This window comes from Micromonospora sp. AMSO12t (assembly GCF_008806585.1).
GTDB classification, from domain to species: domain Bacteria; phylum Actinomycetota; class Actinomycetes; order Mycobacteriales; family Micromonosporaceae; genus Micromonospora; species Micromonospora reichwaldensis.
Genome location: NZ_WAAS01000111.1, coordinates 1 through 20,363, shown reverse-complemented (window position 1 = coordinate 20,363; position 20,363 = coordinate 1). Strand labels below are relative to the sequence as shown.

General features: G+C 73.9%; 15 protein-coding genes and 2 pseudogenes. 4 read left to right on the top strand and 13 right to left on the bottom strand.

Annotation, left to right across the window (positions count from 1 at the left end; translation table 11 throughout):
• On the bottom strand, positions 1 to 621 hold a 621-nt coding region (locus tag F6X68_RS17670; RefSeq protein WP_151455323.1), incomplete at its 3' end, for a DUF402 domain-containing protein.
• A gap of 148 nt (positions 622 to 769) precedes the next feature.
• Entirely contained in the window at positions 770 to 2,185 is a 1,416-nt protein-coding gene (proS, locus tag F6X68_RS17665; protein ID WP_151455322.1) for a proline--tRNA ligase, read from the bottom strand.
• A 103-nt stretch (positions 2,186 to 2,288) separates the two neighbouring features.
• Here proS and F6X68_RS17660 point away from each other — a divergent pair, with 103 nt between their 5' ends.
• Positions 2,289 to 2,891 (top strand): TetR family transcriptional regulator, encoded by a 603-nt coding sequence (locus F6X68_RS17660; RefSeq protein WP_151455321.1) that lies wholly within the window; start codon positions 2,289 to 2,291, stop codon positions 2,889 to 2,891.
• A gap of 90 nt (positions 2,892 to 2,981) precedes the next feature.
• Here the strand turns inward: F6X68_RS17660 and F6X68_RS17655 are convergent, their stop codons facing one another.
• The 8 genes and pseudogenes from F6X68_RS17655 to ftsY form a co-directional block, all read right to left on the bottom strand.
• Entirely contained in the window at positions 2,982 to 4,061 is a 1,080-nt protein-coding gene (locus F6X68_RS17655) for an amidohydrolase family protein (protein WP_151455320.1), read from the bottom strand.
• A 69-nt stretch (positions 4,062 to 4,130) separates the two neighbouring features.
• A complete protein-coding gene (locus F6X68_RS17650) occupies positions 4,131 to 4,409 on the bottom strand; it encodes a Uma2 family endonuclease (protein ID WP_370518958.1) in 279 nt (92 codons plus the stop codon).
• Between the two features lie 44 nt (positions 4,410 to 4,453).
• A complete protein-coding gene (gene ffh, locus F6X68_RS17645; protein ID WP_151455319.1) occupies positions 4,454 to 6,013 on the bottom strand; it encodes a signal recognition particle protein in 1,560 nt (519 codons plus the stop codon).
• 181 nt (positions 6,014 to 6,194) lie between these two features.
• Positions 6,195 to 8,251: pseudogene (locus tag F6X68_RS17640) on the bottom strand (HD domain-containing protein).
• Between the two features lie 12 nt (positions 8,252 to 8,263).
• Positions 8,264 to 8,602, bottom strand: a complete 339-nt coding sequence (locus F6X68_RS17635; RefSeq protein ID WP_176733926.1) for a P-II family nitrogen regulator — start codon at positions 8,600 to 8,602, stop codon at positions 8,264 to 8,266.
• Between the two features lie 25 nt (positions 8,603 to 8,627).
• Positions 8,628 to 10,103 carry an ammonium transporter gene (locus tag F6X68_RS17630; protein ID WP_225852271.1) on the bottom strand — a complete coding sequence of 492 codons (1,476 nt, stop codon included), beginning with the start codon at positions 10,101 to 10,103 and terminating at the stop codon, positions 8,628 to 8,630.
• A gap of 193 nt (positions 10,104 to 10,296) precedes the next feature.
• Positions 10,297 to 11,160 carry an aminoglycoside phosphotransferase family protein gene (locus F6X68_RS17625; RefSeq protein ID WP_192581443.1) on the bottom strand — a complete coding sequence of 288 codons (864 nt, stop codon included), beginning with the start codon at positions 11,158 to 11,160 and terminating at the stop codon, positions 10,297 to 10,299.
• Between the two features lie 7 nt (positions 11,161 to 11,167).
• Positions 11,168 to 12,355 carry a signal recognition particle-docking protein FtsY gene (gene ftsY, locus F6X68_RS17620; RefSeq protein WP_151455318.1) on the bottom strand — a complete coding sequence of 396 codons (1,188 nt, stop codon included), beginning with the start codon at positions 12,353 to 12,355 and terminating at the stop codon, positions 11,168 to 11,170.
• 150 nt (positions 12,356 to 12,505) lie between these two features.
• On the opposite strand from ftsY, the gene F6X68_RS17615 reads away from it, so the two are divergent.
• Positions 12,506 to 14,218: an alkaline phosphatase D family protein gene (locus tag F6X68_RS17615; RefSeq protein ID WP_151455317.1), complete on the top strand. Its 1,713-nt coding sequence runs from the start codon at positions 12,506 to 12,508 to the stop codon at positions 14,216 to 14,218.
• A gap of 112 nt (positions 14,219 to 14,330) precedes the next feature.
• Entirely contained in the window at positions 14,331 to 14,852 is a 522-nt protein-coding gene (locus F6X68_RS17610; protein WP_151455316.1) for a DinB family protein, read from the top strand.
• 29 nt (positions 14,853 to 14,881) lie between these two features.
• On the opposite strand, the gene F6X68_RS17605 is transcribed toward F6X68_RS17610, so the two are convergent.
• The 3 genes from F6X68_RS17605 to F6X68_RS17595 form a co-directional block, all read right to left on the bottom strand.
• Positions 14,882 to 15,502: an HAD-IA family hydrolase gene (locus F6X68_RS17605; protein WP_151455315.1), complete on the bottom strand. Its 621-nt coding sequence runs from the start codon at positions 15,500 to 15,502 to the stop codon at positions 14,882 to 14,884.
• Positions 15,502 to 19,113, bottom strand: a complete 3,612-nt coding sequence (smc, locus tag F6X68_RS17600; RefSeq protein WP_151455314.1) for a chromosome segregation protein SMC — start codon at positions 19,111 to 19,113, stop codon at positions 15,502 to 15,504. Before smc ends, F6X68_RS17605 begins: the two co-directional genes overlap by 1 nt.
• Before the next feature lie 319 nt (positions 19,114 to 19,432).
• Positions 19,433 to 19,627: a hypothetical protein gene (locus F6X68_RS17595; protein ID WP_091621030.1), complete on the bottom strand. Its 195-nt coding sequence runs from the start codon at positions 19,625 to 19,627 to the stop codon at positions 19,433 to 19,435.
• A 374-nt stretch (positions 19,628 to 20,001) separates the two neighbouring features.
• Here F6X68_RS17595 and F6X68_RS33580 point away from each other — a divergent pair.
• Positions 20,002 to 20,363: pseudogene (locus F6X68_RS33580) on the top strand (hypothetical protein); the annotation flags it as partial.

The following is a 20,363-nucleotide window of genomic DNA, read 5'->3' as shown; positions in this document are numbered from 1 at the left end:
GGGCGGCAACCCGGCGGGGACGGTCCAGTCGGGCGGCGGGGTGAAGTCGCACCAGGTGCCGTCGAAGGGGAACTCCCCCGCCTCGGCCAGCGCGATCACCCGCTTCCCCTCGGCGCGGACCGCGTCGGCGTCGGTCACCCAGTAGTGGTCGGGGAAGGCGAGCCGCTCGGCGAACTCCCCCTCGTCCTTCCACTCCCAGCCCAGGTCGGGGCGGACGACCACGTCGAGGTCCTGGTCCACCATGTCGACGCCGGCGAGCGTGCCGTCGTCCCAGCGCACCCCGGGCTCCTCCAGGTTGACGTACCAGGTGGCGAAGCGGTCGTGCGCGTCGCGGAACCACCACACGGAGTGGGCCGCCCCGGTGGGCAGGAACTTGAGCACGGAGGGGCCGTCCCACCGGCCGGTGGCCAGGCGGTACGACGAGGTGATCCACTCGCTGAACGGCACCGCCCGCATGCCCAGCCCGGCCTCGGTGACCTCGCTCGCGACCGGGGAGTCGCGGGGCACCCAGAGCAGCAGGCCCCGGTCGTCGTCGCTGACCACCCGCGCGGTGCGTACCCAGCCGATCCGGCCCCGGCGCACGTTGCGGTGCACGATCAGCCGCCCAGGTTCGAATCTCACGGACCGACCCTACCGGCCCCCGCCGCCCACTCCCGCCCACCGCTCCGAGGTGCGAGGAAGGGACCCTTCCGCCACCTCAGGCGTCAGGAAGGGTCCCTTCCTGACGCCTGAGCGAGCTGCCGCGGCACCTGAGGGGGTGCGACGAGGCTCAGTAGGCGCGGGCCAGGATGGCGACCAGGTCGGGCTCGTCCTCGGAGTCGGGCACCGAGCCGTCGGCGCGCAGCAGGCAGCGCACGGTGACGCCCTGGCCGTTCGCCTCCGTCTCGCCCTGCACGCCGACCGCCGACCACGGCACCATGGCCCAGCCGGTGGCTGCCGCCTCGATCGCCTCGGCGAGGGTCGACACCTCGACCGTGCGGGACTTCCGGTGGGCCAGCGCCTGGTCGTGCAGGGCCCGCTGGTCGGCGTCGAGGGCGGCCAGCACGGCGGTCACCACGTCGGCCACCGGCGTCGGGGACTTCGAGCCGTCGGTGCGCCGGACCACGACCGCGTTGCCGGCGGCCAGGTCGCGGGGGCCGACCTCGACGCGTACGGGATAGCCGCGCAGCTCGGCGTCGACGGCCCGGCGGCCGAACGGGGTGTCGACGCGGTCGTCGAGCGCGACCCGGACGCCCGCGTCGCGCAACGCGTCGCAAAGCTCTTTCGCCACCTCGGCAGGGCCGCCAGGGCCCTCGCCGTCCTTGACCACCATGACGTACGCCTGCACGGGCGCCAGCTTCGGCGGCACGCGCAGCCCGTTGTCGTCGCCGTGGCACATGATCAGGCCGCCGAGCATCCGGGTCGAGGTGCCCCAGGAGGTCGTCCAGGCGTGCTCCCGGCCGCCCTCGGCCGACGAGTAGCTGATGTCGAAGGCCTTGGCGAAGTTCTGCCCCAGCTCGTGGCTGGTGCCGAGCTGGAGGGCCTTGCCGTCGCCCATCATGCCTTCGCAGGTGTAGGTGGCCGTCGCGCCGGCGAAGCGCTCGCGGGCGGTCTTCAGGCCGACGACCACCGGGATGCCGAGCACGTTGACCATCAGGTCCTCGTACGCCTCGTGCAGGATCCGGCGGGCGTAGGCGCGGGCGTCGTCGCGGGTCGCGTGCGCGGTGTGCCCCTCCTGCCAGAGGAACTCGCTGGTGCGCAGGAAGATCCGGGGGCGCAGCTCCCAGCGGACCACGTTGGCCCACTGGTTGAGCAGCAGCGGCAGGTCCCGGTAGGAGTCGATCCACTTGGCCATGAACTCGCCAATGACGGTCTCGCTGGTGGGGCGCACCACCACCGGCTCGGCGAGCTGCTTGCCACCGCCGTGGGTGACCACCGCGAGTTCCGGCGAGAAGCCCTCGACGTGCTCGGCCTCGCGCTTGAGGTAGCTCTCCGGGATGAAGAGCGGGAAGTACGCGTTCTCCGCGCCCGCCGCCTTGATCCGGGCGTCCATCTCGGCCTGCATCCGCTCCCAGATGGCGTAGCCGGCCGGGCGGATGACCATGGTCCCCCGGACCGGGCCGTTGTCGGCCAGCTTCGCCTTGGCGATCAGGTCCTGGTACCAGCGGGGAAAGTCCTCCGCACGGGGAGTGAGCACGCGTGCCATGACCGCACATCCTATGCGTCGGCCGAAGGGACGACGTCATCGGGCGCGACGTCGGCGGTCTCCGCCGTGCCGGTCGGTGCGGCCGGGCTAGGATTCGACCACCATGGGCGAGGTGAGGGACGGCACCCGTTCCCGGGACGCGATCGTCGAGGCCGCCCGGGCATTGACCATCGCGACCGGCTGGGACGGCGTCCGGATGGGTGCCGTCGCGCGCGCGGCGGGGGTCAGCCGGCAGACGGTCTACAACGAGTTCGGCACCAAGGCGGGGCTGGCCGAGGCGCTCGCCCGGCGGGAGGTCGACCGGTTCGTCGGCGACGTACGCGCCCTGCTGCGCGCCCACGGCGACGACGTGCGGGCCGCCGCGCACGCCACCATCTCGCACACCCTCACGCAGGCGGCCGACGACCCGCTGATCAAGGCCGTCCTGACCAGCTCCCGGGGCGGCTCGGACGACCTGCTGCCCTACCTCACCACCCGGTCGGAGCTGGTCCTGACCGAGGCCACCGAGGTGCTGCTGGAGTGGGCCGACGGCGTGCTGCCGGGCGCCGACCGCAACGCCGTCGCGTTCGCCACGGACTCGGTCGTCCGGTTGGTGATCAGCCACATCGTCCTGCCCGGCGCCCCCGTCGCGCAGACCGCCGCCGCCCTCGCCGACCTCGCGGTGTACCTGCTCCTGCACGCGGTCACCCAGGCCCACACCGGCTGACCGGGCGCCGCCCGGGCAGCGCCGCGCCGCCGGTCGGGAGCGCCACCGGCCCGACCGGGAGCATCCGCGCCGACGCCCCGGCGCGGCGGGTCAGCGGACGACGCGACCGCGCAGCACGATGCGGGCGGGGGTGCGTACGGCGCGCAGGTCGGCGCGCGGATCCTCGGCGTAGACGACGAGGTCCGCCAGGCCACCCTCGACCAGTCCGGGGAAGCCGAGCCACTCGCGGGCCCGCCAGGACGCGGCGGCGAGCACGTCGGTGGTGGACATGCCGGCCTGCTCGTGCAGCAGCAGCATCTCCTCCGCGGCGAGGCCGTGGTCGATGCCGCCGCCCGCGTCCGTGCCCACGTAGATCGGGACCCCGGCCTCGTGCGCCGAACGGACCACCTCGGGGAAGCGGTCGCGCAGGGCGAGCATGTGCTCGGCGTAGCCGGGGAACTTCTCCCGGGCCTGCTCGGCGATCCCGCCGAAGGTCCGAATGTTGATCATCGTGGGGATGAGCGCGGTGCCCCGGCGGGCCATCTCGTCGATCAGGTCCAGGCTCAGGCCCGTGCCGTGCTCCACCGAGTCCACCCCGGCGCGCACCATGATCTCGACGGCCGACTCGGAGAAGGTGTGCACGGCCGCGCGTACCCCGGCGGCGTGTGCGGCCCGGACGGCGGCCGCCATGGTGTCGGCGTCCCACGCCGGCGCCAGGTCGCCGACGCCCCGGTCGATCCAGTCGCCGACCAGCTTCACCCAGCCGTTGCCGGCGCGCGCCTGCGCGGCCACCGTCGCCGCCACCTCCGCCGCGCCGACCTCGACGCCGATGTCGCGCAGGTAGCGCTTCGGCGGCGCGACGTGCCGGCCGGCGCGGGCCAGCCGCGGCAGGTCGGGCTCGTCGTCGAGTTCGGGGTATGGGTAGGGCGACCCGGCGTCGCGGATGGCGAGGACCCCGGCGTCCCGGTCGACGCGGGCCAGCTCGCGGGCCTGGTCGAGCGAGGTGATCGGGGCGCCGCCGCGGGCGATGCCGATGTGGCAGTGCGCGTCGATCAGACCGGGCAGCACGAACCCGCCGTCGGCGATCGTCTCCGCGCCGGCAACCGGGGTGAAGGTGACCCGGTCGCCGACCAGCCACAGGTCACGGACCTCGTCGTCGGGCAGCACCACGCCGCGTACGTGCCAGGCCATGCGTCCTCCGTCTGCGCGAAAGGGGGCGGTCCGCCGCCATTCTTCCCGCCTCGCGCGGGCCGGCGGCGTTCAGCCCTCGTCGCGCGCCAGCAGCCCGGCCCGCCGTGCCGTCAGCGCGGGCAGGTCGACGGAGACCTTCCAGGGCCGCTCGGTGACGAAGAGGTCCTCGGTGTGGGTCACCGCCTCGTACTCGCCGGCGGGGCCGAGCGTGTCTTCCGTGAGGGTCATCCGCTCGTGCAGCGGGTCGACCACCCAGTACGTCCGCACCCCGGCGTGCGCGTAGACCTTCGCCTTGTCGTAGCGGTCGCGGAACGTCGAGGTCGGCGAGAGGACCTCGACGGCCAGCAGCGCGTCCTCGACGGGGACGGGCGAGCGGTCGCCAGCGACACGCGTCAGCGGGGCCGGCCGTCGCCGCCCTTGCCGAGCTTGTTGAAGTCGATCTTCGGCAGCTTGAAGCCCGGCGGGAGGCCCTGGCCGCCGGCCAGGTCGTTCGGGTCCATGCCCGGCGGGAGCTGCGGCATGCCGCCCGGGAAGCCGCCCGGCATCCCGGCGCCCGCCCCGGCGCGCGGCCGGTTGCCGCCCTTGGTGCCCTTGCGCTTGTTCTTCGGCGACTTGGTCGCCTTGCGCCGGCCGCCGCCCGGCAGGCCCATCATGCCGCCCATCTGCTTCATCATCTTCTGCGCCTCGGTGAAGCGGTTGAGCAGCTGGTTGACGTCCATCACCGTGACGCCGGAGCCGTTGGCGATGCGGGCCCGGCGCGAGCCGTTGATGATCTTCGGGTTGGTGCGCTCGGCGGGGGTCATCGACCGGATGATCGCGGTGACCCGGTCGAAGTGCTTGTCGTCGACCTCGGCGAGCTGGTCCTTCATCTGCCCCATGCCCGGCATCATGGCCAGCACGTTGGCGATGGGGCCCATCCGCCGGACCGCGATGAGTTGGTCGAGGAAGTCCTCCAGGGTGAACTGCTCGCCGCCCATCAGCTTGGCGGTCATCTTCTCCTTCTGATCGGTGTCGAAGGCCTGCTCGGCCTGCTCGATCAGAGTGAGGACGTCGCCCATGCCGAGGATCCGGCTGGCCATCCGGTCGGGGTGGAAGACGTCGAAGTCCTCCAGCTTCTCGCCGGTGGAGGCGAAGAGGATCGGCTGCCCGGTGACCTCCCGCACCGACAGCGCGGCGCCACCGCGGGCGTCGCCGTCGAGCTTGGAGAGGACCACGCCGGTGATGCCCACGCCGTCGCGGAACGCCTCGGCGGTGCGCACCGCGTCCTGGCCGACCATGGCGTCGATGACGAAGATGACCTCGTCCGGCTCGACCGCGTCGCGGATGTCGGCGGCCTGCTGCATCATCTCGGCGTCGATGCCGAGCCGGCCGGCGGTGTCGACGATGACGATGTCCCGGGCGGCCCGCTTCGCGTGCTCGATCGAGGCGCGCGCCACCTGTACCGGGTCGCCGGTGCCGTTGCCGGGCTCGGGGGCGTACACCTCGACGCCGGCGCGGCCACCGAGCACCTGGAGCTGCCCGACGGCGTTGGGGCGCTGGAGGTCGGCGGCGACCAGCAGCGGCTGGTGGCCCTGGGCCTTGAGCCAGCGGGCCAGCTTGCCGGCGAGGGTGGTCTTACCGGAACCCTGGAGGCCGGCGAGCATGATCACCGTCGGCGGCTGCTTGGCGAACTGGAGCCGCCGCCCCTCGCCGCCGAGGACGTTGATCAGCTCCTCGTTGACGATCTTGATGATCTGCTGCGCCGGGTTGAGCGCCTGGGAGACCTCGGAGCCGCGCGCCCGCTCCTTGACGTTGGCGATGAAGCCCTTGACCACCGGCAGCGCGACGTCCGCCTCCAGCAGCGCGAGGCGGATCTCGCGCGCGGTGGCGTCGATGTCGGCGTCGGTGAGCCGACCCTTGCCGCGGAGCTTGGTGAAGATCCCGGACAGGCGGTCACTCAAGGTGTCAAACACGCGAACATCCCGTTTGTCAGTGTTCCGGCGGGCACATCGGCGACCGGGCGAGGTGTCCGGCCACCGCTAGGGTAGCCGGCCGGGCCGCACGGCCGCTCCGGGCCGGGCACAGCCGGGGCGCGGATGAGCGCCGGCACGCCCGCGCGCGCCGAGGCTCCCCGGGCCGGCGGGAGGCACATCGTCACACGGCGGCCAGCACCGCCGCCTCCAGACGGGCCCGGGCGGCGTCGTCCGGCCAGCCGCCGACGAGGTAGAAGGCGTCCACCACGTCGCCGCCGAGGGTGGAGATGCGGGCCGCCCGCACCTGGGCGCCGGCCTCGTCGAGGGCGCAGGTGACCCGGTAGAGCAGGCCCGCCGCGTCGGCGGCGCGCAGCTCCAGCAGCACGGCGTCGGTGGCCGCCTCGCGGTGCCACACCACCCGGGGCGCGGCCCCCTCGGACCGCGCCGCCAGGGCCCGGCCGCGCGGTGAACGGGGACGTCTCGGTCACCCAGCGGCTGCGCGGCCGGGCCGGTGGCGGCGGCGTCGGCCCGCACCAGGGCGTGCAGCAGGTCCAGCGTCGTCGGGTCGCCGACCCGCTCGGCCACCCCGGCGATGGTGACCGGGTCGGCGAGATCCCGCCGGGTGGCCACGTCGGGCAGGAGCAGGTGCAGCCGGACCAGCGTGCCGATCAGCGCCACCTCCGGCGCGGGCAGGCCGATCCGGGCCGCCACCGCTTCCGCCAGCGGCACCCCGACCGTGCTGTGGTCGCCGGGAAGCCCCTTGCCGACGTCGTGCAGGAGTGCGCCGAGCAGCAGCAGGTCGGGGCGGTCCACCTCGCGGGTGTGTCGGCTGGCCTCGTAGGCGGTCTGCACGAGGTGCCGGTCGAGGGTGAACCGGTGCACGGGGTTGTGCTGCGGGAGGCTGCGCAGCCGGGTCCACTCGGGCAGCCAGCCCTCGATCAGCCCGTACCGGTCGCAGGTCTCCCAGGCCGGCACCAGGCCGGGACCGGCGCCGAGCAGGGTGACCAGCGCGGCCCGGGCCTCGGCCGGCCACGGCGCCGGCAGCGGCGGGCAGTACGCGGCCAGCCACTCGCAGGTGGCCCGGGCGATCGGCAGCCGGGTGACGGCCGCGGCGGCGGCGACCCGCAGCGACAGGCTCGGGTCGGGGCGTGCCCCGATAGCGGTGCGGGCCAGCACCAGCTCGCCGTCGTGCTCGACGACGTCCCGGGCGACCGGTCGGCGCAGCGGACGCCCGTCGGCGCCCCGGCGGCGGCCGGAGCGGAGCCGGTCGGCGGCGCGGAAGGCGTCGTCGAGGGCGTGGCTGACGGTCCGGGCGTCCCCGGCGACCCGGCGCAGCAGCGTGTCCCCGTCGCCGATCGACTCGGCGGCGGCGGCCCGCTGCGCGGTGTCGGACGCGCCGGGTGAGAGCAGGCGCGGGGCGTGCGGCGAAAGCAGGGCCGGGGTGTCGGACCCGCCAGCCGGTGACTGCCGGAGCCCGAGCAGCGCGGCGACCCCGTCGCGTTCCTGGGCGACCAGCCGGTCGACCCGGCGGCCGGCCTGCCGGTGCAGCGCGTCCCGGGTGTCGAGCAGCCGCAGGTGCGCGGCGCGGACGGCGGGGCGCAGCGCGTCGGTGATCCCGGCGGTGGCGATCGCCCGCAGGATGCCCACGTCGCGCAGCCCGCCGGCCGCCTCCTTCAGGTCGCCCTCCAGCAGGAACGCCAGCTCGCCGTGGGCGGCCCAGCGGGCGGCGGTGATCTCGCGGAGCGCCGGGAGCTGGCGTACGGCGGTGCGCCGCCAGTGGTCGGCGGCGGTGCGGACGAGGGTGTCCGCGAGCGCGGCGTCCCCGGCGACGAGCCGCGCGTCGAGCAGCCCGAGGGCCACCTTCACGTCGTCCTGGGCGACGGAGAGCGCCTCGGCGACGGTCCGGACGGAGTGGTCCAGCCGCAGCCCGGCGTCCCACACGGGATACCAGACCGAGGCGGCCAGCTCGTCCACGCCGGGCACCCCGGCGTGCAGCAGGACGAGGTCGAGGTCGCCGTGCGGCGCGCACTGCCGGCGCCCCAGCCCGCCGACGGCGATCAGCGCCACCCCGCGCCGCTGCGGCAGCAGCCCGCGCAGCCACCGGTCGTACGCGTCGGCCCGCGCGGCCCGCGCCGTCGCCCCGATGCCGCCGTCGACGCCGACGACCTCGTCGACCAGGAGGGCGGCGGCGCCGTTGCCGGTGTGTCCCGACGCGTTCTTCCTGGTCGACGAGGTCATGTCAGTGGCCGGTCAGAGCGCGTCGAGGCCGCGCTCGCCGGTACGGACCCGGACGACCTCCTCGACGGCGGTCACCCAGACCTTCCCGTCTCCGATCTTGCCGGTCCGGGCGGCGCCGACGACGGCGTCCACGATCTTGTCGACGTCGATCTCGTCGGTGAGCACCTCCACCCGGATCTTGGGCAGGAACTCGACCGTGTACTCGGCACCCCGGTAGACCTCGGTGTGCCCCTTCTGCCGCCCGTAGCCCTGGACCTCGCTGACGGTCAGGCCGGCCACGCCGAGGGCGTGCAGGGCCTCCTTCACCGCGTCCAGCTGGTACGGCTTGATGACCGCGGTCACCAGCTTCATGTCCAACCCCTCCATCCCAGGAACGTTAACGGGCGACCGTCTCGGCGGCGGACCCGGCGGCCGGCTCGGCCGGCTCGGCAGCCGGCACGGTGGGCTCGGCAGGCGCGGCCGCCGGCACGGTGGGCTCGGCAGGCGCGGCCGCCGGCTCCGTCGCCGGCCTGGCGCCGGTCAGCCCGGCCATGGCGAACGCGCTGCCCCCGCCGCTGCCGGTGGCCGGCGACAGGTCGTAGCCGCTCTCGGCGTGCTCGGCGATGTCGATGCCGCCGACCTCGTCCTCGGCCCGCAGGCGGAAGCCGATCGTCTTCTCGATGCCGAAGGCGAGCACCCAGGCCACCGCGAAGGACCAGACGGTGACGATCAGGCCGGCCAGGGCCTGCCGGCCGAGCTGGGTCACCCCGCCGCCGTAGAAGAGCCCGTCGGAGGCGCCGATCACGTCGGTGATCGCGCCGTTGACCGAGTTGGTGGCGAAGAGGCCGAGCCAGAGCGAGCCGATCCAGCCGCCGACGAAGTGCACGCCGACCACGTCGAGCGAGTCGTCGTAGCCGAGCTTGTACTTGAGGCTGATCGCCAGCGCGCAGACCGACCCGGCGACGAGACCGAGCAGCACCGCCGCCCAGGGGGCGATGAAGCCGCAGGCCGGGGTGATGGCGACCAGGCCGGCGATGGCGCCGGACGAGGCGCCGACCAGGGTCGGCTTCCTGTCCTTGATCCATTCGACGACGATCCAGCCGAGCACGGCGGCGGCCGTGGCGAGCTGGGTGTTGATGAAGGCCAGGCCGGCGACCGAGTCGACGGTGAGCTCGGAACCGGCGTTGAAGCCGAACCAGCCGAACCAGAGCAGTCCGGCGCCGAGCGCGACGAGCGGGATGTTGTGCGGCTTCATGCCCTCCCGGGGCCAGCCGAGCCGCTTGCCGAGCACCAGCACCAGGGCCAAAGCCGCCGCGCCGGCGTTGATGTGCACGGCGGTGCCGCCGGCGAAGTCGAGCGCGTGCAGGTCGCCGCCGATGATGCCGCCGCCCCACACCCAGTGCGCGACCGGGAAGTAGACAAGCGTCGCCCAGCCGAACGCGAAGAGCAGCCAGCCGGCGAACTTCGCCCGGTCGGAGATCGCGCCGCTGATCAGCGCGACGGTGATCACGGCGAACATCATCTGGAAGGCCATGAACACGTAGAGCGGGACGCCGATGCCGCTCGGGTTCTCCGCCGTCGCGCCCCAGAGGTCGGTCTCGGCGAGGAAGGTCTTGGTACCGAGGTAGGCGCCCGGGTCGCCCCAGAGCCCGTTGACATCGCTACCGAAGGCGATGCTGAAACCGTAGAACCACCACAAAACGGAGATGAGCCCGATCGCGGAGAAGCTCATCATCATCATGTTCAGTACACCCTTGGACCTGTTGAGGCCGCCGTAGAACAGCGCCAGTCCGGGCGTCATGAGCAGCACGAGCGCCGTCGACACCAGCAACCACACGGTGTTGCCGGAATCGATCGTGGGTGCCTCAGGCACGCTGGCCTCCTAAAGGTGAAGTTCCCTCCTTCACGGCTTCCGGGGCAGCGTCGCCCGTACGCCGGATGGGCGGAAGCCTGCTCGCTCCCTGTTTCCCCCAGCGTCACCCGTCGATTTCCGAACGGTGACGGGTTGTTTCGGACGTGTGAAGAGAAGCTCACCGCCGGCCGGCGCGGCCGACAGCACGGACCGCTCAGCGCAGCGCGTACTCCAGGGCGTTGCGCTCGTAGTCGAGCAGCCGCAGGTCCCGCATCGGCCGGCGCAGGTGCCCCTTGTGCACGATCCGGACGAAGGCCGGCTCACCGGCGGCGGCCATCCGGCGAATGCCCTCCACGTGGTCCACGATCCGCTTGCGGATGGTCCGGATCAGCCGGTGCCGGTCCCGGGGGATGAGCCCGTACGCGTCGGCGAAGAGGCGCAGCCGGCGCGGCCGGTCGGGGTGCTTCCAGCCGAGCGTGATCGAGTCCCGGTCGGAGAAGATCGGCACCCAGGTCCAGGCCGCGTACGCCACGTCGTAGATCCGGGCGCCGGGCGAGGCGAGGTCGAAGTCGATCAGCCCCAGGGTGCCGTCGGGCCGCCAGATCACGTTGTGCGGGGCGGCGTCGTGGTGGCAGATCACCTCGGTGTCCGGCGGCGGCGGGCCGAACGAGCGCCACACCGCGCCCGGCGGCGGGACGAAGCCGTACTGGGCGTCGTGGAACATGCGGAGCATGGTGGCGACGGTCACCAGCGCCTCGTCGGTGACCCAGTGCGGGGCCAGCGGGTACTCCCCGCACTCCCCCTCCAGGTACGACAGGACCTCCCGGTTGCGCTCGTCCATGCCGAGCGCGCGGGGGGCGCCGGTGAACCCGACGTACTCCAGGTGGCGCAGCAGGGCGTGCACCGAGGGCGTCCACGGCCCGGCGTTGCGCCGGACCGTGTCGCCGACCCGGACGACGGTGCTGACGTTCCCGCCGTGCAGCGGGATCTCCTGCGAAGTCACGTACGGTCTCCCGAGGCCCGTCGACGGGTGGCTGGGGTCGCGCCACCCGGCGTAGGCGCGATCGTCGGTCGTCACTGCGAGGTTACGCGTCCCGGGCGAGCGGCTCGGTACCGAGCAGCGCGTCGACGAACTGGGCGGGGTCGAACGGGGCCAGGTCGTCCTTGCCCTCGCCGAGCCCGACCAGCTTGACCGGGATGCCCAGCTTGCGCTGCACGGCGATCACGATGCCGCCCTTGGCGGTGCCGTCGAGCTTGCTGAGCACGACACCGGTCACGTTGACCGCCTCGGTGAAGACCCGGGCCTGCTCCAGCCCGTTCTGCCCGGTGGTGGCGTCGAGGATCAGCAGTGTCTCGTCGATCGGGCCGTGCTTCTCCACCACCCGCTTGACCTTGCCCAGCTCGTCCATCAGGCCGATCTTGTTCTGCAGCCGGCCGGCGGTGTCGATGAGCACGGTGTCCACGCCGGTGTCGATGCCCCGCTTGACGGCGTCGAAGGCCACGCTGGCCGGGTCGGCCGCCTCCGGGCCCCGCACGGTCTCCGCGCCGACCCGACCGCCCCAGGTCTCCAGCTGGTCCGCGGCGGCCGCCCGGAAGGTGTCGGCGGCGCCGAGCAGCACGCTGCGGCCGTCGGCGACGAGCACCCGGGCGATCTTGCCGCAGGTGGTGGTCTTGCCCGCGCCGTTGACGCCGACGACCAGCACGACCGCCGGCACGCCCTCCTTGGGCGCGGTCCGCAGGGACCGGTCCAGGGTCGGGTCGAGCGCGTTGACCAGCTCGGCGGCGAGCAGGGCGCGCAGCTCGCCGCCGGAGCGGGTGCCGAGGACCCGGGTCCGCTCGCGCAGCCGGTCGACGATGTCGCGGGTGGCGTCGACGCCGACGTCGGCGGTGATCAGGCTGTCCTCGATCTCCTCCCAGGTGTCCTCGTCGAGGTGGTCGCGGCTGAGCAGGCCGAGCAGGCTCTTGCCGAAGACGTTCTGCGAGCGGGACAGCCGCGAGCGCAGCCGGACCAGCCGGCCGGCGGTCGGCTCGGGGACCTCCAGCACCGGTGCCGGTGCCTCCACCACCGGCGGCTCCACCAGGATCCCGGTGGACAACTCGGCCTCCGGTGCCTGGACCGGCGGGCCGGCCAGGTCCTCCTCGGCCCGGGTGTCGACCTCCGTCTTCGGCAGCGGCGGCTCCGGTCGCCGGCGCAACCGCGGCACGACCAGCCCGATGCCGCCAAGGATCAGCACGCCGAGCAGGGCGAGCGCGATGAGGAGGTATTCGGTCATGCCGGAATCCTGTCAGATGCCGGCGAAGCTGTCCCAGCCACCGCTCCCGACCGGGTCCGCGGAGGCCGGCGGTAGGCTCGCTCACAGCCAGCAGTGGTGCGACCGCCGGCCGGGTAGTAAAGATGAAGTCCGCTCATCTGGAGGTCGACCATGCCCGCGGCACACCTGCTCATCGGCCCGTTGCTCCGCAGGGTGGTCGGCACGACGGCCACCGTCTGGGTGGAGACCAGCGCGCCCGCGGTGGTCACCGTCCGCACCGCCGACGGCGCCGGCGGCACCGCGCCCACCTTCTCGGCGTACGACCACCACTACGCGCTCGTCGTCGTGGAGGGGCTCACCCCCGACAGCGCCACCACCTACGAGGTGCTGATCGACGACGAGGTCGCCTGGCCGGTGCCGAAGAGCGACTTCCCGCCCAGCGTGATCCGCACCCGGGCGGCCGACGACCTCGACCAGCCGGTCCGGTTGGTCTTCGGCTCCTGCCGGGAGACCACCCAGCACGCCACCACCCGGCGGCTGCCCCCGGACGCCCTCGACGCGTACGCCCGGCGGCTGATGGCCGACCCGGCTACGACCGAGGTGCCCGACCTGCTGGTGCTCCTCGGCGACCAGGTCTACGCGGACGTGACGTCGCCCACGGTCCGGCGGCTGCTGAAGCGGCGCCGCCGCCGGCCGAAGGGCGCGCCGGGCGACCAGGTGGTCAGCTTCGACGAGTACACGAAGCTCTACCTGGAGTCCTGGCGGGACCCGGAGATCCGCTGGCTCTTCTCCACCGTGCCGAGCGTGATGATCTTCGACGACCACGAGGTCATCGACGACTGGAACACCTCGGCCTCCTGGCGCTCCGACATGCGCGAGCAGCCGTGGTGGGCGGAGCGGATCACCAGCGGCCTCGCCTCGTACTGGGTCTACCAGCACCTGGGCAATCTCTCCCCCGACGAGATCGCCGCCGACCCGGTCTACGCCAAGGTCGTCGCGGCGGAGGACGCCACCGGCGTGCTGCGCGAGTTCGGGCAGCGGGTCGACACCGAGGCCGACCTCGCCCACGACACCGAACGGTGGCGGGCCGTGCAGTACCAGTGGAGCTACGCGCTGGACCTGGGCCGGACCCGGCTGGTCATGCTCGACAACCGGTGCAGCCGGGTGCTGGAGCCGGGCCAGCGGGCGATGCTGCCCCCGGGCGAGTGGTCGTGGTTCCTCGACCGCGCCCACGGCGTCTACGACCACCTGGTGGTCGGCGCGTCCCTGCCCTGGCTGCTGCCGCCGGGCATCCACCACGTGGAGGCGTGGAACGAGAAGCTGGCCGACTCGCGGCGGCCCTGGGTCGCCCGGCTGGCCGAGAAGCTGCGCCGGGGGCTGGACCTGGAGCACTGGGCCGCGTTCCGCCGCTCGTTCGACGCGCTCGGCGCGCTCTTCGCCCGCCTCGGCAGCGGCACCCCCGGCGAGCCCGGCGAGCGCGTCGGGGCCGGCCCGGCGTACGCGCCACCGGCGTCGATCAGCGTGCTCTCCGGCGACGTGCACCACTCGTACGTGGCGCGGGCGCGGTTCGACGACCGGAGCGTGGTCACCCCGGTGCACCAGCTCACCTGCTCGCCCATCCACAACCAGGTCCCGGCCGGGATGCGCCCGCTGATGAAGCTGGGCTGGTCGTCCGGGCCGTCCGGGGCCACCCGGGCGCTGGCCCGCACCGCCGGCGTACGCCGCCCGCCGTTCCGCTGGAAGCGGCTGGCCGGGCCGTACTTCGGCAACGCGGTCGCCACGCTGGTGCACGCCGGCCGGACGGCCGAGGTGACGATCGAGGGCACCACCAGCGACGGCCACCTGCGCGAGGTCATGCGGCAGGGCCTGACCCCCGGCGGGTGAGCCTCCCGCCGCGCCCCGGCCTGCCCACCCGCGCCGGGCGGCCACCGCCCACGCGCCGGCACCCCGATAAACCGCTCGCCGGTTGTCGGAGGTGCCAGCCAGGATGACCGGCATGACCTGGCGAGCACCGGAGATCACCCGGACCCCCGAGCCCTACGTCGGCGACGAGCGCACCATGCTGGAGGGCTGGCTGGACTTCCACCGGCAGACCCTGCTGCTCAAGTGTGCCGGGCTGACCGCCGAACAACTGAAGACGCCCAGCGTCGAGCCCTCCGGGCTCACCCTGCTCGGCCTGGTCCGGCACCTGGCCGAGGTGGAGGCCTGGTGGTTCCGGGAGAACCTCGCCGGCCAGCAGGTCGACTACCCCTACTTCACGCCCGACAACCCGGACGCCGACCACGACGTCAGCGCCGCCGACGCCGAGGCCGACTTCGCCACCTACCACCGGGAGGTGGCGCTGGCCCGCGCCGCCGCCGCCGGCCGGTCGCTCGACGAGACCTTCACCGAGGTCGGCCCGAAGCGCCGGACGTTCAACCTGCGCTGGATCTACGTGCACATGATCGAGGAGTACGCCCGGCACAACGGCCACGCCGACCTGATCCGCGAACGCATCGACGGCGTCACGGGCGAGTAGCAGCCCCCGGCGGGGCGGGCCGGAACCGGTCAGTACGCCAGGGCGGCCCGCGCGTACCGCAGGTCGGCCGGGCCGCTCCAGCGCAGCGCCGACAGGCCGGCGACCCGGGCGCCCCGGATCGCCCAGTCCTCGTCGTCGACGAAGAGCACCCGGGCCGCCGGGGTCTCCAGGGCCTCGCAGGCCGCCTGGAAGTACTCCTTCGCCGGCTTGTTCACCCCGACCCTGGACGAGTTGACCACCACGTCGAACTCGTCCGTCAGGTCGAGCGCGGCGAGGTCGGCATCGAGCAGGTCCGTGGCGTTCGTGCCTAGCCCGACGCGGATGCCGCCGGCCCGCGCCTCGCGGACGAAGGCGAGCACCTCCGGGTCCACCTCGCCCCGGTAGCGCTGCCACTGCTCCACGGCCGCCCGGGCCCGCTCGGGGCCGCCCACGGAGTCGGCCAGCGCGTCGGCCACGCTGGCCATCCAGTCGGCGTGGCTGACCCGGCCGGTCAGCACCGGCTGGAGCCGCCCCCACTGCATGGCGATCTCGGTGAGTACGCCGTCGGACAGGCCGTACTCCCGCTCCACCCCGGCGGCCACCGCCGGGTCCCACCTGCGCAGGACGCCGTCGAAGTCCACCAGGAGCGCCGTCGCCCGTTCCCGACCCACTACTCGTTCTCCTCGCCGCGGCCACGCCGCTCGTCCCCGTCGGCCCGGTTGAGCCGTTGGCTGATCACCTGGGTCACCCCGTTGCGCATGGTCACGCCGTACAGGGCGTCGGCGACCTCCATCGTCCGCTTCTGGTGCGTGATGACGATGAGCTGGCTCTTCTCCCGCAACTGGGCCAGCAGCGTGATCAGCCGCCCCAGGTTGACGTCGTCGAGCGCCGCCTCGACCTCGTCCATGATGTAGAACGGGCTGGGCCGGGCCCGGAAGATGGCCACCAGCATCGCCACCGCGGTCAGCGAACGCTCTCCGCCGGAGAGCAGCGACAGCCGCTTGATCTTCTTGCCCGGCGGGCGGGCCTCGACCTCGATGCCGGTGGTGAGCAGGTCGTCGGGGTCGGTGAGCACGAGCCGCCCCTCACCACCGGGGAAGAGCACGGTGAAGACCTGCTGGAACTCCCGGGCCGTGTCGGCGAACGCGCTGGCGAAGACCTCCAGGATCCGGTCGTCGACGTCCTTGACCACGGTGAGCAGGTCCCGGCGGGTGGCCTTGAGGTCCTCCAGCTGCTCGGAGAGGAACTTGTAGCGCTCCTCCAGCGCGGCGAACTCCTCCAGGGCCAGCGGGTTCACCTTGCCGAGCAGGGCCAGTTCCCGTTCCGCCTTGGCGGCCCGCTTCTCCTGCACCGGCCGCTCGTAGCGGACCGGCTCGGGCACCGGCAGGCCGTCGCGTTCGGCCGCCGCCACGTCGGCCTGGGTGGGCGGGACGGGCTGGGCCGGGCCGTACTCGGCGACGAGGGTCTCCACGTCCAGGCCGAAGTCCTCGGCGGCCTTTGCCTCCAGCTGCTCGATGCGCAGCCGCTGCTCGGCGCGGGCCACCTCGTCGCGGTGCACCTGGCTGGTCAGCCGCTCCAGCTCCGCGCCGAGCCGCTTGGCCGCGCTGCGTACCTCCTGGAGTTCGGCCTCGCGGGCGGCGCGTTCGCGCGCCACGGCGTCGCGGTGCTCCTCGGCCGCGGCGATCGAGGTGGCCAGCCGGGTGAGGGCCTCCCGGGCCCCGCCCGCCACGGCCCGGGCGATCCCCGCGCCCCGGGTGCGCGCCGCCCGCCGGGCCGCCGCGCGTTCCCGCGCGGCCCGCTCGGCGGTGGCCTGCCGGCGCAGGGAGTCCGCGCGGCCGGCGATCGAGGAGACCCGCTCCTCGGCGGTACGCACCGCGAGCCGGACCTCCATCTCGTTCTGCCGCGCCTGCGGCACCATCGCGGCGAGCTGGTCGCGTTCCTCCGCGGAGGGTTCCGCGTCGACGGGGGTCTCCTCGGCCAGCCGCAGCCGCTCCTCAAGCTCGGCCAGGGTGAGCAGGTCCCGCTCCCGGGCGGCCTCCGCGCGGGCCCGGGACTCGCCGAGCCGGTCCGTCTCCGCCTTCGCCGAGCGGGCCGCCGCGCCCAGCTCGGCCAGCCGGCGGGCGGCGGCGTTGCGGTGGCTCTCCGCCTCCCGTTTGGCGGCGGCGGCGTGCTGCACCGTCTCCTTGGCGGCGGCCACCTCGGCGCGGGCGTCGACGAGCTGTTCGCGCAGCTCCGCGCCGGTGACCTCGGCGGCGAGCCGGTTCGACCGGGCCTCCTCGACGGCGGCCTGCACCTCGATGAAGCTGGGCGCCTTGGCCGACCCGCCGGCCGCCGCGTACGCCCCCACCACGTCGCCGTCGGGGGTGACCGCGCGCAGCTCCGGGTTGCCGGCGACCACCTCGGCCGCGGCGGCGAGGTCGTCGACCAGCACCACGTCGCGCAGCGCCCGGTGCACCGCCGGGCGGAGCTGCGGGGAGCACTCCACCAGGTCGGGCGCCCAGCGGGCGCCGTCGGGCAGCTTCGGCCGCAGCGCGTCGGCGGGCCCGTCCATGCCCGGCCCGGCGGGGCTGCCGACCAGCAGGCCGGCGCGACCGGCGTCGGAGATCTTCAGCAGCCGCATGGCCTCGACCGCCTCGTCGACGCCGCTGACCGCGACCGCGTCGGCGAGCCCGCCGAGCGCGGCGGCGAGCGCGGCCTCCTGCCCGGGCGCGACCGTGAGCAGCCCGGCCAGGCTGCCCAGCAGGCCCGGGACCTCGTCGGCGCGGGCCAGCAGCGCGCCCGCGCCGTCCTTGCGGCGCAGGCCGAGGGCGAGCGCCTCCTCCCGCGCCTTCCAGGTGGCGGCGTCCTTCTCCGCCGTCCGCTCCGCGTCGGTAAGTGACCGCACGGTGGCCTGCGCCCGCTCCTGGGCGGCGACCGCCTCGGCGTGCCGGGCGTCGAGGTCGGCGTTGTCCCGGTCCGCCTCGGTGGACTGCTCGGCGACCGCGTCGAGTTCGGCCTGGGCCTGGTCGGCCCGGGCCAGCGCGTCGGCGTGCGCGGTGGCGAGCCGCTCGATCTCCTCGCCGGCGCTGGTGGTCCGGGCGCGGGCGGAGTTGACCTGACCGGTCAGCCGGGCCAGGCCCTCCCGCCGGTCGGCGATCGCCTTGGCCGCGGCGACCAGCTCGCGTTCGGCGGCGGCGAGCTGCCGCTCCAGCTCCTGGCGGTGCTCGACGGCCTCGGCCAGCCGGATCTGGTCGTCGGTGAGCGCGCCGCGCAGCTCCTCCTCCTGCTCCCGGATCCGCTCGGCCTCGGCCTCCAACTGCTCGGGGTCGCGACCGGGGCGCTCGTCGTCGGGAGTGGCGCTGAGGTGCCGCAGCCGTTCCCGGGCGAGCTGCTCGATGGAGCGGAACCGCTCGGAGAGGGCGGAGAGCTTGTACCAGGTGTCCTGCGCGGCGGCCAGCAGCGGCGCGTCCTCGGCGAGGGCCGCCTCCAGCTCGGCCAGCCGCGCCTGCACCTCGGTGTGTTCGGCCTCGACCTGCTCGCGCCGCTCGCGCACGGCGGTCTCGTCGGCGATCTCCCGGTCCAGGGTGGCGCGCAGGGTGGCCAGGTCGTCGGCGAGCAGCCGTAGCCGGGCGTCGCGCAGGTTGGCCTGGATGGCGGCGGCACGGCGGGCCACCTCCGCCTGCCGGCCCAGCGGCTTGAGCTGGCGGCGCAGCTCGGCGGTGAGGTCGGTGAGCCGGTTGAGGTTCGTCTGCATCGCGTCGAGCTTCCGCAGCGCCTTCTCCTTGCGCTTGCGGTGCTTGAGGACGCCGGCCGCCTCCTCGACGAACGACCGCCGGTCCTCCGGCTTGGCGTGCAGCATCCCGTCGAGTCGCCCCTGGCCGACGATGATGTGCATCTCCCGGCCGATGCCGGAGTCCGACAGCAGCTCCTGGATGTCGAGCAGCCGGCAGGTGTCGCCGTTGATCTCGTACTCGCTCTCGCCGGAGCGGAACATCCGGCGGGTGATCGACACCTCGGTGTACTCGATCGGCAGCGCGCCGTCGGTGTTGTCGATCGTGAGGGTCACCTCGGCCCGGCCCAGCGGGGCCCGGCCGGCGGTGCCGGCGAAGATGACGTCCTCCATCTTGCCGCCGCGCAGCGCCTTGGCGCCCTGCTCGCCGAGCACCCAGGCGATGGCGTCGACGACGTTGGACTTGCCGGAGCCGTTGGGGCCGACCACGCAGGTGATCCCCGGCTCCAGCTTGAGCGTCGTCGCGGAGGCGAAGGACTTGAAGCCCTTCACCGTCAGGCTCTTGAGATGCACCTTCTCGATCCTCGTCCGGTGGCCGCCGTACCGTCGCCGGCTGCGCGGACCTGGGTGAACCCGCAGACTAACCCGGGACCGGGAACCGCCGGGCACGCGACCCGCCTGGCGACCGCCGGGCGCCCGTCCCAGGTGACGCGGGCCGGCCCGCCCGGGTGCGGACCATCCGTCGGCCGGAGTCGTACGGGAATCGTCGCGGCGGGCCGCACAAGATCACGAATTGGTGCGGCGAAAAGGGGTGCGGACAGAGCTGCGCGCCGGCACAGAAGTGTCGGCGCGCTCTTTTTGCGTGATGCGATTCAGTTTTGCGATCTGGAGATCAGGTCAGTGCGGGCTCGGCCAGACGGAGCAGATCGTCCGCCTCCGCCGCAGCCGCCGCGAGCCGATCGTTCTCGGCACGCAGCCGCGTGATCTCGAACTCCAGAGCCCGAACCGTGGTACGCAGTCGGGTGACCTCGTCGAGCAGACGCCGATCGGGCGCCGCACCTACGTGGCCGTACAGGGCCTTAGCCATGTTGACTCCTTGATATGCGCTGCCGGAAGGGCCGGCCAACGCGCGCCCAAATGTGTACGCGGCTGTCACCCCAGGCGATTCTGGGCATGACCGGGCGCGACTGGCGACACCTACATATTGAGCCGACACCCCCTCTTTCGTCAAGTTCTCGCAGGCCGTAGATCATTTCCACGTCGACCTGGCCACTTGCCGGGGGGCTGCCACAAGGCGCGGACACACTCTGTCCGGACACCTTGACTCTACGCCTCGGATCCCGGGAAGTCCCCACCCTGCCGTCCGGCTTCCCCTTAACTCTTCCTTAGCCACGTTGCCGCTGTTCACGCCCGCCACGTAGCGTCACCCCGGCCCGCAACCGACCCCCTGGAGGCAGAGGCGTGTACGGCTGGACCGACCCGTACCACCCGGACGGCGCCGACCGGCGCCGCGAGCAGCCGCTGGGCGAGGAGCCGCCGGCCTGGCTCACCGACCGTCCGGAGCCGAGGTCCGCCTACCTCTTCGGGGACGACCCGGAGCAGCCCGCCGACGAGTGGCACCGCGACCAGCCGACCGCCCGCTGGCAGCCCGAGCCCGCCGCGCCGGCCGGGACCTGGCAGCCGCAGACCACCGACGCGACCGCGACCTGGCGGCCCGAGCCCACCGACCGCTGGCAGGCCGAGCCGGACCCCCGCTGGGCCCCCGGGTCCGCCAGCCCGGCGGACGGGGCGTACCCGGCGGAGCGCCCCTTCCCCGCGGACCG